This window comes from Gracilibacillus orientalis, assembly GCF_900114645.1.
Classification (GTDB): domain Bacteria; phylum Bacillota; class Bacilli; order Bacillales; family Amphibacillaceae; genus Gracilibacillus; species Gracilibacillus orientalis.
On sequence record NZ_FOTR01000003.1, the window covers coordinates 320239 to 334797 of the forward strand.

Sequence of the window (14559 nt, forward strand, 5' to 3'; positions counted from 1 at the left end):
CTCTATTGTTACTACCACTGAGTGGCTATTTTCCTCTTATCAATGAATCGTATTATGAGCGCTGCTCAGTCTGACTTGGTTTCTGTGTCATATTAAAACGCGTGCTTGACGCTCTCTGAAACTGGAAATAGTAAAGCAATATAATACTAACAAGCAAAAGAGCAAGGGAGAGATAAATATTACTGTAAACAAATCCGTCCGAAAACAAATTTACGGGATTCCAGTTCACAACTGCCCCCAGGTCAACTACCTTTCCGTATACGGCTCCTGCAATGCTTCCTGCCATAAAGTTCAACATGGAGAAAATACCCATGCCAACCCCTATCTGTTCATTCGGTAATGTTTGTGAGATCGTGTTGGACAGTGTAATGAGTATGAACGCTGCTCCGACATCACCAATGGTTAAAAAGACAGCAATGAAAATCGGCGAACTTCCCACAAAGGAAGATAATAAAAGAAAGGCTATCAACATTAACACGGTTGATAAGTAGAATAAGAATGGATTTCCTTTCGCATCCGCTAATTTACCACCTTTTTTTCCGAGAATAGCCGCAATGATGGCTGCTGGAACCATCACCATGCCAATCAGTTGTGGATCCAAATGATTGACGTCGGATAACAACAACGGACTAAGATAAACGAAGGAGAAACTGCTCCCACTGACCAAAAAAGTGATCAATAATCCAAGAGAGTAACGCTTGTTTTGGAACAGTCGAGCTTGAACAAATGGTTCAGCTGCAGAACGAATGCGTACCATGAACAAGACGAACAAAATCAGACAGCAGATGGCAAGCATCCATCCTCCTTTCGTGACAGACAAGAGTAATAGCGCGATTGTTCCGGCAAACAGCCCACCGCCAATCCAATCCACTTTGCTTCCATACCCTTGTTCATCATCCATATATTTACGGTAAAACGGCAATAAGAACAGCGAAAAAAGGGGCAGGCAGAACAACCATCGCCAATCAGCAATACTGACAATTAAAGCGGAAACAATTGGACCTAATACTCTGCCAAGCGCCAATCCGACGGCGACCATACCCAAAGCGCGACCGCGTCTCTCCGGTGGAAAATATCGTGCGGGAATAATCATAACCATTGCCGGAATGACTGAAGCCCCCACAGCCTGTAATATCCGACCAAGAAGCACCATCCAATAGGCTTGAGCGATCAGACCAACCATGGAGCCAAGTGAAAAAAAGATCAGTCCGAATGTCAACAAATTTTTAGGCTTACAGGTATCGGCCAATTTCCCATAGACGACCGCTCCGATCCCATAAATCAACATATAAGCTGACGAAACCCAGCTCACTTGGGCAAAAGAAAGGTCAAGATCCATAGCGATATCTGGTAGCACGATATTAAACACCGTTGCACTCATGACGGACAGGACAAGCGTGAACATCAATATACGCATTAGTTTTTCTCCCGTTTGTTGCTTTACCTCGTGCACCATTTTGTTATTTCTCCTTTCCATTTAGTAATTTCTTATTTTTAGACAGTCACTACTGACTGACATATAGTTTTTAAAAAATAACTAGGGGGTTAAAGCCCTAGTAAATATCGAGATACTTTCTTCAATAAAGGATTCAATCGAAAAAGCTTCAAGAATGGGATCATTGTTGATTCTTCCCATGGCTGCACCATAATGCATATACAGGAAGACAACAGCCTGTCTTTTGGGATCTGTTTGAATGATCTCTCCCTTATTGTACATTTCTTCGAAGTACTCGGTTAAGAACTCTTTTAACTGTTGTGGGTGTTTGTGAGTAGATTCCTGAAAGCCAGGAAGATTCTCACGCTCTCTTCCACTAATTTGGATCAGTTTTCGATTCTGATGCATAATTCGATGGTAGTTTCGACTAATCATCATCAAGTCTGTATGAAGATCCCAAGTTATCTCCTTGTCAAAGAGATCTTTCATCTCTTCCGCATAATGATAACGATGAAAAGCTGATTCTAACAAATTTTGTTTGCTTTTAAAGTGTCTAAACAACGTTTTTTCACTAAATCCAGCTTTGGTTGCAATTTCTTCAGTCGTAACGCCGTTGTATCCTCTGTCTGCCATAAGGTCTATGGCAGCCATCATAATTTTATCAGCAGTGTCCTGTTTTTTAATAGAATTCATCTGAATGCCATCGACCTCTCCAATTAATGTCAGTCATCAGTGACTGTCACAAATTTACAATATCATATTAAAATTGTCAAGGTTAATTTGAAATTTTCATACATGTTCTTTGTTTATCTCTCTTCCTCAAGAATTACGCCCGACTGTGGAACAACCAACAAAAATTATTTTAAAATTCTATTAAGACACGAATCATCAAATTCAAAAACTTCACTTTGTTGATTCCATCTATTATCTCTTTTAAACTCACATGCCTTATTGATTCATGATTGTTCAATATTTGGATACACAACGAACGATAACTAATTTTTTATGATATATCACTCCGTTTCTTACTTAGTTGGGATGCTTTTAAAATTATCCATCTGAAGCTGTGTACGAACGAAAATCACTGCAGCTCCCGCTATTAAGGACAGGATGGCAGTGAAGGTGGTCACTCCAAACGCCAATCCTGTATAATCGATGACGTAGCCTGCGCATACAGGTAAGAGGGCAGCAGGGATGTAACCGCCGATGTTGAGAACCGCGTTGGACTCAGCCCTGCGATGCTCCGGAACATGAAGGCCAATGAGTGTCAGACCACCAAGTTGCCCGAGACCTTGACCAACACCAGCAAGAACTGCAGCGATCACGAGTAGCAGAACAACAGAGGTGTTGACAGCTCCTGCCATACTGAGCATAGACAGGATTGTTGATGTTGCACTAATCAAGAAAATGGTACGAACGGGCAGCTTCTTGAGCATGAATTGTACGCCGGTTGCCGCTAGGAACATGACACAGGCTGTGCCACCTGCGACAAGAGGGCTTGTTACATTCAGAAGCTTTGACAAAAGCGAAGGACCCAGTGATAAAACAAAGGATGTCGCAGTAATGCCCGGTGCGAAGACTGCAATCCCTAAAGCCAGATGCAAGCGGTTTGCTGACGGCACATTTGGCATACGCAAGCGCCATCTGTCCTGTTGAAGAGAGTCAATACGTCTTTTTGGAAGTTTACCCACAACAAGGTAGGCGCTCGCCAAGACAACAAGTTCGACCATGAAGATTGGAAACACCGGGCGGGTCATGACCTCAGCCAATATACCCGCAAGCAGTGGTCCTAAACCCGCCCCTAACACCATTGTGACGGATGCAGCGAGTGATGCTAAAGGCTTTCGTTCGGATCCGCCAACATCCATGACCGAGGCCATCCCCGCCGAAACGATGACTCCGACAGCAACGCCCGAAAGAAAACGGGCGACAACAAGGGCGACCACCGAGGACGCTGTAGCAAACAGGATACAGGCGAGGAGAGCTGCCGTAAGACCCGGATACAGCACAGATTTGCGCCCGAACCGATCAGAGAGCTGACCGGCGACAAGAAGCGTCACAAGCAGGCCAGCGATATAGACTGCAAAAACCAGTGTAAGTGTACCGTTGGAAAAGCCCATTTCCTGCTGCCAGTACACATAGAGTGGCGTGGGCAAGTTGGAGAGTATGAAGACCGCCGTTACCATCCAGGCGGATACCCATATACGTCGGATTTGAGTTTTTTCGTACTTCGTTTGATACATTTCACATGCCTCCTTCGAGATTCAGTTTGAGCAACCGGACGTTTAAAGTTTGTTACTTTTCGCAATCCATCTATGTTCTCAAACAACAAAGTAAAAAAATTATCCCTCAGAAACTTTGAACAGCTTCCAAATGATTTACTATTTGTTTTCATAATATGTTATATTGATATATAACTGAAATACTTTTTTTTGATGAAGGGGATAACCAAATGGTTATGAATATGAACAACCTAAGAATATTTAAGAAAGTTGCCGAAAAAATGAATATTACTGAAGCTTCTAATGAGCTGTTTATCTCACAACCAGCGGTAAGTAAAGCAGTGAAAAATTTAGAAGAATCCCTGAATATTAAACTGTTCATTAGGGATAAAAAAAATGGATTAATGCTTACTGAAGTGGGGAAAGAAATTCTGATCCTGACGAGGAAAATGAAATTTATTGAGAACAAAATATATCAAGTTGCCAATAGAGAAAATAATATTTTAAGAGGCAAGGTTAAAGTGGGGTCTTTTCCTGCTGTATCAACAAATATCTTGCCTAAGGCCCTTGCTTTATTTAGGTCAAAATATCCACTAGTTAATATAGAACTCATGGAAGGCACCTCTAATCAAATAAAAGAATGGGTAGAGGAGCGAGTGGTTGATATCGGGATCGTTGCATCTCCTTTTGATCCATATGAATTTAAAATATTAAACAAGGATTACATGGTCGCCATCATTCCAGAAGGTCATGAAATAAATCAAGAAAAACAGATTGATCTGGAAAAATATCAGAATGAAATGATTTTCTGTAAAGGTGGACATGAAATTGCTATATCAAAAATATTCCATAAAAATAATATTGAATTTAAAGAAAACCTAACCGTCCAAAATGCAGAAACGTTGATTAATATGGTTAAAAATAACTTAGGTATAGGTATTGTTTCAAACTTTACACTTTCTTCTGTGTCACATCATTTAGTCATAAAGGATATTAATCCAAGGATAACTCGTGATATCGGTATCATTACTCATTCATTTGATGAAGTCACACCTGCAACAAAAGAATTCATTAGCGTTATGAGCCAAACCAAATAAGATAACCCCCGCCTATTTCTGCTATGCCTGCAAGTATATATAATACAGTAGCAAATATCACATAAAACTTTCTTTCAACTTTTTTTAATAACCTTAGCATGAAATAATATAAGACTAATAAACAAATAATAGATATATTCCTTGACCTTGAAGTATACTTCAAGGTTTAAAATGAACTTGAGGTGAAAATATGGCTTTACAAATAGGAGAAGTGGCAAAAAGAAGTTCAGTAAATAAAGACACAATTCGATACTATGAACGCTTGGGTCTAATACCTGAACCAACAAGAACAAATGCTGGGTACAGAACTTATACAGAAGAATCGTTGAACGTCTAAGTTTTATTAGGAGAATGAAAGAACTCGGTTTTACTTTAAAAGAAATTAACAAACTTTTAGGAGTAGTGGATAAAGATGAGACAAAATGTATTGATATAATTGAGTTTTCGAATAAAAAAATAAAAGATGTGCAAGAAAAAATAAAGGATTTGCAAAACGTTGAACGGATGTTAATGGACTTACAAACTTGTTGTGGTTCCCCAAATGAAACTGGAATATATGAATGCAAAATTATTGAAACAACGTTAACAGGTAAATCGAATTAAGATACAAAGTAAAAGACATTAGGGAGGGGAATACCTACGCATATTAATCGTTTTATAAATGGATCGGTTGGGGAGTTTTGGCAACTGTCGTGATGTCCATCATCATGATTATAGGAAAAGTCACAGAGATGGCTCCAATGCCTGCACCTATCCCGATAGCTATTGTGAAAAATATAATAGGAGAGGCTACAAAACCGTTCATAATGTTATTAGCAATTGTTGCTCATTTAGGATATGGGGGTGCATTCGGAGGCGCACTTGCATTGCTTATCGACCCAGTAACAGTAAAAAAAGCAGTTGGACTAAGCTTAGCACTTTGGATAATAATGCAAATTATCGTTCTTCCATTCATAGGATGGGGGGTTTTTGGTAGTGCCATCACACCTAAAATCGCTGTCGCTACTTTAATCCTGCATTTAGTCTATGGATTTGTTTTTGGAATTTTTATGGATAGAAAAAACATTGTAAAAGATTAAATAATTTTCACTATTAGTTAGGAGGGGGAAAATGAAAGATAATAAGTTATTTGCAACGGGGATAAGCGCTTTTAGTTTATGTGTACTATGTTGTATTGCTCCTTTTTTGGCTATCAGTTTAGGAGGAATAGGTCTTGGTTTTCTAACTGGATATTATATTACCATTCCTGTCTTTGCAGCATTGATAGGAGTAATCTTTTATAAATTGAAAAAAGATAAAAAGGCTAAGTCTTTATGCACAACTGGTAAATGTTCTTCTTCATAGTACGAATCTAGCTAACAATAAAGCTATTCTAAAAAAAAGCTGAAGCAAATTAAGACGCATTGTCTACTTCCATACAGTTAAATGAAACAGGAGGTAAAAGCAAAAGACGAAGGTTTATCCTTCGTCTTGGATACTTTTATAATCAAACTCATCTAAGTTGAGGAAAAAGGCATATTAGTTGCGTATTTATTAGTTTTTTTCGAGAACAACTTTAAGAGAGATTATTCAGTCTAAAGCAGGTAGTTCCAATATTTAAGCTCTGGCATAGTTGAATTGCCTTATTCGCTGAATCAATCTGATCTCCCCACTGGACAATATAGCGAAATTCATAGAAACCACCTAGCGTGCCTTTAAAATTTGTTTCCCAATAATTTGTTAAAGGCCATGAATATAAGTGATTAGCTTCATCTCCTGTTTGTTGACCATGCACGAGTCTCTGACCATGTTCCAAAGGACCCAGTTGGATTAGAGGTGTGTCTGGTGTAGCGATTAATAATCCACCCTCTTCTGACATATAAGCCAAACCTTCTTGAATACTATAGTAATCTGTTGCGGTTCCTGGTAACTGGTCTACAGAAGGTCGTATTAATGCTCCTGCTTTTTCTAGCCAAAGTTCATCAGATGCTCTATTTCCGGTACAAAAAGGCATAGATATATATACATTTTCAGGATCCCATACACTATCCTTATGTATCCGAACTGAAACATCCACTCTTGGTAAATCGTGATAGACCTTTAAAAATAAAGAATAATGACTTATTCCTTCTACCTTGTAAAGAAGCTCAACAACGCAGTATAGTTCACCATTTGAAATCTCCTTTACACCTTTTAAAGTTCCAATCGATCTTTGAACATTCATACCTTTGCGATTTCTACCCATTTTCCTGCGCACTTCAGCCATTTGATCCTCTGACCCAGCAGGTGTTACCTCATACACTGGAGTGAAAGCTGCGTGACTCTGCTCATCTTTAAGCAATTCGTTTCCTGTGCTCTTATCTATCCATGAATAAATTCCTTTATCAGCTTGCCATTTAATACGGACAAATGGAGATTCGATACCAGTCTCCGTTAACTTTATTTTAGATGATGTTTTATCACCTACATTCAAGAGATCATCCATATCATAAACGCCATCGTTCCCTTTAAGACGTGTACTTTTTGTTGTAAGTCCTGCTTTATTACTTGTCTCGCGCAATGAGAAAATCTTTTCCTCTTCTTGCTTTAGCTTAACAACTACAGAAATTTGATTTCCCTCACTTACTACATCCATTTGATGTGGAACTACTTCACCCGTTTGCTCGTCAATCACCTCAAGTCCATTCTTGAATAAAGATGGTTCCCATCCATCTAAATACATATATATAATATCTTCCACATCATGATTAAATGGATTCAGAACTTTATATCTGAATGGTCTGTCTGGAGAAAGTAAAGCTTCCCCTTTAGTGTGCTTCAAATGATCTAAAGCTGTAAATATCATACGACTCGCATTTGCTGCATATGCAGCTTTTCTGACTTCCAATGACTGAACCATCGGATGCCATGGTTCATAAACGGATGAATGATATCCCCATGTATGTTCCGCATACATTGTTAATTGATATTCGATATCCTCCATCGTTTCCTTTGATACCATGTCGTTGTTCTTATCGAGATTTTTGACCAGACGCAAGTTCCTTTGAGCATCTCGAAAAATTTGTGTATTCATAGCAGTGGAAGCCACTCCATCAGACCACCAGTCTGGCCAGTCACCTTTGTAGACGGGAATTTCACATTCCTGACTCTTGACGTGCTCAAAAAACGGAGTTAACGTAGTCATTTCGATTTCAACATCATTCCCATATTCCGTATTCCAACGATGAATAAAATCCATAATCTTCCCGTTTGGTGCGGCATTATCTCTTAATAATCCCATTACATTAACAAGGGCAAAATCATATGGATAGTCCTCTTTTTCAAGCTGACAGAGATAGCGCATAATACGAGTTTCAGCCATTTCCCAGTGATTTTCCATGTTAGGTGTAGTGTCAAAATCATCACGAATAGAGTAAGACAAAACTGCTCCAGGAGAAATGCCTAGCTCGTTTCCTAGCATGTAATGTTCTCCATTCCAAACAAGCAATTTATCTCCCTTTGGAGTTTCCCAATAAAAAGGAGTCTGCTTCCTTCCAATTGCATACATACCATGATGCGTATGAACACATGATAGTAAATTTCGAATCCCCGCATCATACATTGCTTGTGAATAGCCCCAACTATAGCCATTAATATCAGCGGTCATAGCGGAATTTACTGGGACACCAGACACTTCAGCTAAGCTTTTAGCTTTTAAAAATAACTTTTTCAATATGTCATAATCAATTAATTCAGTCATATTTAAGTATGTTCCTGAAAGTTCTATATCTCCTTTTTGTAACGCTTCCATAAATTGTTCTTGAGTTTCTGATGAAGCTTGCTCCAGAAATTTCTCTACCGCCCAAAATGTCTCACATGTCCATTTAAACCCTTTCCATTCAGGTCGTGAACCATCGCGTGCCTTATTGATAATTTCAATTGCTTGCTTGATATAATCAATATGAAAATATTCAATTTTCTCTTGCCTTTCAGTATAACCAATGTCTGTATGCGAGTGATGAATCACAAATATTTTCCATTTTTTCTTTGGGAGTTGCATGATATCCTTCCTCTCTACCATAAGATTTTAAAAACATTTCATAATGTACTGTAAAAATTTTATTTCATTAGAACACATTTAGTTTTAACATCGTATTCTTCTTGGAATATATGATATCCAACCATTCATATTATCCCACTACTATGAATGGTTGATAGATTTAATTTATTAGATTATTAGCCCCAGCGAATGTACTAATAAGCGGCGTGTCGGAAACTTTTACCTTCAATTCATCTGTATAAATCATATTTTCGCTGAATGAAGATTCAAATTGCTTAAAACTTTTGGAAATTTGCCCGCCAAAAACTATTATTTCCGGTTTGAAGGAATATATAAATGGATTAACAGCTTCTGCTAGACATACTCCAAAATCATTGAATACTTTTTCAGCATCGGTATGGCCGTCTTTAGCTAGTTCTGCCAATTCTCTTACATTAATATCGCTACTGAAACCATGTTGTAATGCCAGATTGGAAATTCCTTTTTTAGATATATAATCTTCAACTATACCTTTTTTATAGGGAGCATTATAAATAAAACCGCTATCAGGTATGCCGAATTCGCCCTTAACCACTCTTCCCTCACAAATAAAAGTTGAGCCAATTCCAGTACCTAGAGTAAAGCAAGCTATTCTTTTAATACCTATATTTTTATATTTAATAAATTCGCCGACAGCAAACAACGTAGCGTCATTTCCCAAATGGATTGAAAAATTTTTTGACAAATATTTAGGAATAAAGAGATTGTCCGATATTGTATTAAACAACGCTTTCTTGATATTTACTTTATACAAAGAATCATATTTTTCTAATCCTTTGATATAGGAAACACCTTCGTTGTAATCAGCCGGACCTGGAAAAGCTATTCCCACTCCTTTGATTTTTATAGTTTTATTAATTTGCAATTTTAATAGTTCTTTTATTTGATCTTCAACAATATCTTTTAAGTGGTTGATAATTACTTGTTTATCCTTGTTTGCGTAGGAATCATATGTGGTGATTGTATTTGTTTGAATAACTCCATCTGACAGTACTGCCGCATGAATAGTAGTCCCACCCACATCTATTGATATGACATAACTCAACAATAATTCACCTCCAACAAACGCTTTTCTGAGACTTGACCTATGCCTTTAATAAAATAGGTCCACCATTAAATACCTAGGTAAAATCAATATAGTAACGATATTCACTGCCAATGTAATAACATTCGGTATACTCCACAAAATCAGTGTTTTTTTGTGACGCTACCCGAACACGAATTAAAATCGGCTCACTTTCGTCAACATTTAAATTTTCTATTACCTCTTGAGTTGGTCGTGCTGCTTCAATATATTCTGTGATTTCATTTACGATAACGCCCTTTGATTTAAGAACTTCATAAAAAGACTGATAATAATCATCTGCATCTAAAGAATATACATCGTCGTAAGGGATATAAGTTTTGAAATAAACAAACCCTCTATTATTCACCCCTCTAACGCGATTTAGTTCCATGACTCTATCACCTTCAGCTACTTTTAATTTAGAAGCCAAAAAGCTGTTTGCTGAGATAAGCTTTACTTCAGCTTTTAAAGTTACTGCACGCTTCCCCATTTCAGCCATTTCTTTTGTGAAACTTCTTACATAAGTGAAATGCTCCTGGTTTTTCGAATTAGAAGGATCTAGTACAAAAGTTCCTTTTGCTCTTTCACGTTCAAGTAAATTTTCAAAAACAAGTTGATCTATAGCTTTACGTATAGTAATACGACTTACATTATATATATCACAAAGATCTACTTCTGCTGGGATTTTGTCTCCAGTTTTCCACATACCGAGTTCAATTCTATGTCGAATTTCCTCTGCAATTTGCGCATACAGTGGAGATGCCTCTTTCCCCTTATCTAATTTCACCATTCAATTACTCCTTTCTTCTTCTGCTGATTTATGTTTTCCTAATCTCGCATTAAGTGAGGTCAGTTTTTATAAGTTACCTTAAGTAATTGCAACAGTTCAAGCGTGAAGAAAAAATAATTCTTAAACTAAACCTGGAACGTTTAAGCAACAAATAAGTCGCCCTTGCAATGTAAAGCTACCTCTTCTATTACTCCTGTTTACTAGTGTCTCACATATGCCTTAATTGTTGTAATTTGTTTTCCCTCACTTTTTCCATAAGGTCTAATTGAATAGGGACCTACAGAAGCTGGAATAATAAATGATTCCGCATAATGTACGACATAAGGTTCAAAAGCATTGTTAGGACTTTCTACTATAGCTTCTTCACCTTCGACCAGATTAAGTACGTTGACACCACCATTTGTGTTATGGTGGACAGTTTTAGTTGACCAATGCCTTCTTGTTTCAATAAACTCCCGTTCATGAAGACCGGTTTTTTCTTCAATCCAGCCATCTCCAGAACTAATTGATTCTACAGTGTCGATTAAATTTTTATCTACCCATTCTTTTGTCCTATCCCATTGGAGCGCCTTTTCCCCATTTTCAATATGGACAGGTCTTGGTTTACCATCCAGATCTACTCGTCCCCAGTCCCAGAGTTTAAATGTAAAAATATAAACAGAAGAACTAATTTCTAATACCATACAATTCTTCCCTGAACAATGAATCGTGCCTGCCGGTATTGAAAAATGGTCGTGTTTTTGGACAGGATACTTATTAATGTACTTTTCATCTGGAAATGAAATTTCTCCATTATTAGCACGTTTCAAATCGTTCACTAATTCATTACTATTTATATTCTCTTTAAATCCAAGATAAACAACCGCATCGTCTTTAGCATCCAATAAATAATAACTTTCATCTTGAGTATAATGCATGCCAAATTGTTCTTGTATTTGCTCTGTTGGTGGGTGGACTTGCAAACTCAAATTTTGTCCATCCATGGTATCTAAAAAATCAAATCTTATAGGAAATTCTAAGCCAAATCGAGCATGCACTCTGTTTCCAAGCAACTCAACAGGTTTGTAATAAACTACGTTCATAGATGGTATTTCAACCCGTACTTTTCCATAATCTAGGTATAAACTATTTTCCTCTGGAACGCAATCAAAAGCCCAAGCATAGTTTACTTTACTACGATCTAAGTCACACACTTCCTTCATCCATTGTCCGCCCCAAACGCCCGGTTTAAAATAAGGAACAACCCGAAATGGACGTGCAGACACCTGTTGCAAACCATTTAATAAAGCCTCTTTCGTAATCATTTTAGGATGGCTATCCAAATTCGTATCAATTAAATAATCAAGATTAGTAAGAAGTTCTTTCTTTAGACGATCTGCTATGCGCCATTCAAAAAAATATCCTCTTTTATACTTTGACAATGAATCTGCATTTCTATTATTAGCTTTCCAGTTTCCTTTTTCTTTACTTTCATAACGTTTTTGGATTTCCCACCTCGCTAAATCTGCATATAATAACAAATCAGACTCAGATATCAAGCTAGCTCCTACGCCATAAATCAGGACGTTTCCAGCTTCTAATTCTTCGATTTGATTTTGAATGAGGCGAATTTTATTATTATCAAAAAAATCAGATAAACTATAAGGAGTCATTACACCAAAAACTCTGTCATCCGTAAGTTGCCTTTCAATAATATTGGTTACTTGTTCAGAATCATAAGAAGCTTTATCAGCGTTTATAATAAGATCGAAGTTTAAATAATTAGTGAATTCCTGTAACACTTCTTCTTCTCTTACCCCAGGATAACATTCTATAGTAATAATTTTCTTTTCCTGATTAATGTTTGCAATAGCTTTGTCTATTTCATTTGAAATATTCTCGTATCCTTCCCATACCTGTTCATCATAACCTTTAATTTCAACACTCGGGTGTTTCTCATAGTTTGATTTTCGCTCTACAGAAGTTTTCATATGACATTTCCTTTCGAATAGTTTCAGAAATATACAAATTAAATATCTCTGTAATGATTTTAAAATGTGAAATAATTATCTATTTAGTCGATATTATAAAACCTTTCTCGAAACTTTTACTTAGAACCATAAAAATCACTAAAGTGGGAATAGAAGCTATAAAAGCAGCCAATAGAACTGCTGGTATATTATTTCCTGCCCCACCAAGCATGGACAAGGAAGCCATTATGGGCCTTGTTTCTTCTGATTTTGATAATGTCATTCCAAATAATAAGTCATTCCATACCCACGTGAATTGAAACAGAAATAATGCTGCAATTGGTGCTTTGGCCATAGGTACGTAAATTTTCCGTAATATCGTCAGGTCTTTAGCTCCATCCATTTTTGCAGCTTCAACTAGTTCTTTTGGCAATGTATAGAAAAAATTTCTTAAGACAAAGAGACAAAACGGCATACATATAGCAATATAAAAGATTATTAATCCAAACTTAGTGTCGTATATTCCCGTAAACGAGTAGAAACGAAAAGTAGGGATTAAATACATTTGAAAAGGAAAAATAGTTCCAGAGTAAATTAGTAAAAACCAAAACAATCTTCCTCTGATATTCAGTGTAGATATAGCATATGCAGCTAACACAGAAAAAGCTATAGCCAAAAAAGCAGCAACAAGTCCATAAACTAGACTATTCATAAAACCACTTAACAAATCAATTTTTGTAGCGAGATATTCATAATTTTCAACAATAGAGAATGTAGTCGGCAGATCCCAGAAATTCCCTAGATTGTACTCTTGGCCAGATTTTAAGCTGTTAAAGACAACAAATAAGAAAGGGAAAAGCCACATAAAAGCTAATAGGGACAAAAAGGTGTTTATAACTGGTGCTCTGCTCTCAACCGAATTTTTCATAAGATAACTTTACTCCTCTCCCTTAAAAGTATCTTTTAAAAAGAACCATGAAATAGCTAAAGTAATAATAGATAAAAATATGGCCACTGCTGATCCATAACCGAGTTCGTTATTAACAAAAGCTTCTTTATACATTGTAACTGCTAATGTTTCAGAGGTACGATAAGGTCCCCCACCTGTCATAACCCATATAACATCAAACGTTTTAAAACTGTTAACCAAAGACATAAGTAGTACTATCAATGTAGTAGGTTTTAGAAGTGGTAATATCAATTTTGTATACAGCGTTAATCCACTTGCTCCATCCAACTTTGCAGCTTCGATTGGCTCCGTTGGTATGTTGTTTAAACCTACTATAAAAAGAATTAAGTTAATCCCGATTCCCTGCCAAGCACCTGAAGCTACCATGATTAGGGTGTTAACATAAGGTATGTTTAACCAGTTGGTTTGCAAACTATCAAGACCTAACATACCCATTACTTGTGGAAGACCATATAAACTTAGAAGCACTGTCATAATAATACCTGCAATAGTAGGTGAGAGCGCATTCGGTAAATAGAAAATATTTTTAAACGCAGATCCAAATCGACTTTTAGTAATTGCAATTGCTAAGATTAACGGAATCAATACAGGAATTATTAAACCACCCAATACCCATATCACAGTATTTAAACAAGCGATAAGAAAATTAGGATCGTTAAACATTTCTATGTAATTTTCAAAACCGACAAATTGTATATCATTCACACCATCCCATTTAGTAAAGCTAATGAAAAAAGTGAATACAATAGAGAAAATAAAAAATAGTAAACTCAGCGTCACTGCTGGTAAAAGATATAAATACGGGGTCCACTCTATCTTACGATTTTTTCTAGATTTAGAATGAGAGATTGGTTTTTTTTGCACTCCCTTATTGTTTGGTTCATTTGATATTTCATTAGTTAGAGACACGTTATTTACCCCCCTTAGTGAAGTTAAGCCTATATTAAATCATATCAATATAGGCTTTTTATAA

General features: G+C 36.8%; 12 protein-coding genes and 1 pseudogene. 4 read left to right on the top strand and 9 right to left on the bottom strand.

The window, feature by feature from the left end:
• Positions 1-52: 52 nt before the first annotated feature.
• From BM121_RS07515 to BM121_RS07525, 3 genes are all read right to left on the bottom strand, one after another.
• Positions 53-1456, bottom strand: coding sequence for an MFS transporter (locus tag BM121_RS07515; protein WP_091482909.1), 1404 nt, complete (start codon positions 1454-1456; stop codon positions 53-55).
• An 81-nt stretch (positions 1457-1537) separates the two neighbouring features.
• On the bottom strand, positions 1538-2128 hold the full coding sequence (locus BM121_RS07520; RefSeq protein WP_091482911.1) for a TetR/AcrR family transcriptional regulator: 591 nt from the start codon (positions 2126-2128) through the stop codon (positions 1538-1540).
• A 332-nt stretch (positions 2129-2460) separates the two neighbouring features.
• Complete coding sequence (locus BM121_RS07525) at positions 2461-3678, bottom strand: MFS transporter (RefSeq protein ID WP_091482913.1); 1218 nt, start codon at positions 3676-3678, stop codon at positions 2461-2463.
• Positions 3679-3887: 209 nt separating this feature from the next.
• On the opposite strand from BM121_RS07525, the gene BM121_RS07530 reads away from it, so the two are divergent.
• The 4 genes and pseudogenes from BM121_RS07530 (at position 3888) to BM121_RS07545 (ending at position 6098) form a co-directional block, all read left to right on the top strand.
• On the top strand, positions 3888-4754 hold the full coding sequence (locus BM121_RS07530) for a LysR family transcriptional regulator (protein WP_091482915.1): 867 nt from the start codon (positions 3888-3890) through the stop codon (positions 4752-4754).
• 190 nt (positions 4755-4944) lie between these two features.
• Positions 4945-5357, top strand: a pseudogene (gene merR, locus BM121_RS07535) (Hg(II)-responsive transcriptional regulator).
• A 77-nt stretch (positions 5358-5434) separates the two neighbouring features.
• Positions 5435-5833 (top strand): hypothetical protein, encoded by a 399-nt coding sequence (locus tag BM121_RS07540; RefSeq protein WP_217649307.1) that lies wholly within the window; start codon positions 5435-5437, stop codon positions 5831-5833.
• A 31-nt stretch (positions 5834-5864) separates the two neighbouring features.
• Positions 5865-6098: a mercury resistance system transport protein MerF gene (locus tag BM121_RS07545; protein ID WP_091482919.1), complete on the top strand. Its 234-nt coding sequence runs from the start codon at positions 5865-5867 to the stop codon at positions 6096-6098.
• 211 nt (positions 6099-6309) lie between these two features.
• Here the strand turns inward: BM121_RS07545 and BM121_RS07550 are convergent, their stop codons facing one another.
• The 6 genes from BM121_RS07550 to BM121_RS07575 form a co-directional block, all read right to left on the bottom strand.
• Positions 6310-8772 carry a glycoside hydrolase family 38 N-terminal domain-containing protein gene (locus BM121_RS07550; RefSeq protein WP_245780759.1) on the bottom strand — a complete coding sequence of 821 codons (2463 nt, stop codon included), beginning with the start codon at positions 8770-8772 and terminating at the stop codon, positions 6310-6312.
• Between the two features lie 160 nt (positions 8773-8932).
• Positions 8933-9859: an ROK family protein gene (locus tag BM121_RS07555; protein ID WP_091482923.1), complete on the bottom strand. Its 927-nt coding sequence runs from the start codon at positions 9857-9859 to the stop codon at positions 8933-8935.
• A 73-nt stretch (positions 9860-9932) separates the two neighbouring features.
• A complete protein-coding gene (locus BM121_RS07560; protein WP_091482925.1) occupies positions 9933-10667 on the bottom strand; it encodes a GntR family transcriptional regulator in 735 nt (244 codons plus the stop codon).
• 200 nt (positions 10668-10867) lie between these two features.
• The gene (locus BM121_RS07565; RefSeq protein ID WP_091482927.1) at positions 10868-12637 is read right to left on the bottom strand and encodes a class I mannose-6-phosphate isomerase; all 1770 of its coding nucleotides are present in this window, start codon (positions 12635-12637) and stop codon (positions 10868-10870) included.
• 79 nt (positions 12638-12716) lie between these two features.
• The gene (locus BM121_RS07570; RefSeq protein WP_091482929.1) at positions 12717-13544 is read right to left on the bottom strand and encodes a carbohydrate ABC transporter permease; all 828 of its coding nucleotides are present in this window, start codon (positions 13542-13544) and stop codon (positions 12717-12719) included.
• Between the two features lie 9 nt (positions 13545-13553).
• A complete protein-coding gene (locus BM121_RS07575) occupies positions 13554-14495 on the bottom strand; it encodes a carbohydrate ABC transporter permease (RefSeq protein ID WP_245780760.1) in 942 nt (313 codons plus the stop codon).
• Between the last annotated feature and the right edge of the window lie 64 nt (positions 14496-14559).

What these genes read in the sequence shown, in the direction of transcription:
- BM121_RS07525 (WP_091482913.1), bottom strand. Translation starts at nt 3,678, where the DNA reads ATGTATCAAACGAAGTACGAAAAAACTCAAATCCGACGTATATGGGTA.
- BM121_RS07550 (WP_245780759.1), bottom strand. Translation starts at nt 8,772, where the DNA reads ATGCAACTCCCAAAGAAAAAATGGAAAATATTTGTGATTCATCACTCG.
- BM121_RS07545 (WP_091482919.1), top strand. Translation starts at nt 5,865, where the DNA reads ATGAAAGATAATAAGTTATTTGCAACGGGGATAAGCGCTTTTAGTTTA.
- BM121_RS07560 (WP_091482925.1), bottom strand. Translation starts at nt 10,667, where the DNA reads ATGGTGAAATTAGATAAGGGGAAAGAGGCATCTCCACTGTATGCGCAA.
- BM121_RS07570 (WP_091482929.1), bottom strand. Translation starts at nt 13,544, where the DNA reads ATGAAAAATTCGGTTGAGAGCAGAGCACCAGTTATAAACACCTTTTTG.
- BM121_RS07515 (WP_091482909.1), bottom strand. Translation starts at nt 1,456, where the DNA reads ATGGTGCACGAGGTAAAGCAACAAACGGGAGAAAAACTAATGCGTATA.
- BM121_RS07530 (WP_091482915.1), top strand. Translation starts at nt 3,888, where the DNA reads ATGGTTATGAATATGAACAACCTAAGAATATTTAAGAAAGTTGCCGAA.
- BM121_RS07565 (WP_091482927.1), bottom strand. Translation starts at nt 12,637, where the DNA reads ATGAAAACTTCTGTAGAGCGAAAATCAAACTATGAGAAACACCCGAGT.
- BM121_RS07520 (WP_091482911.1), bottom strand. Translation starts at nt 2,128, where the DNA reads ATGAATTCTATTAAAAAACAGGACACTGCTGATAAAATTATGATGGCT.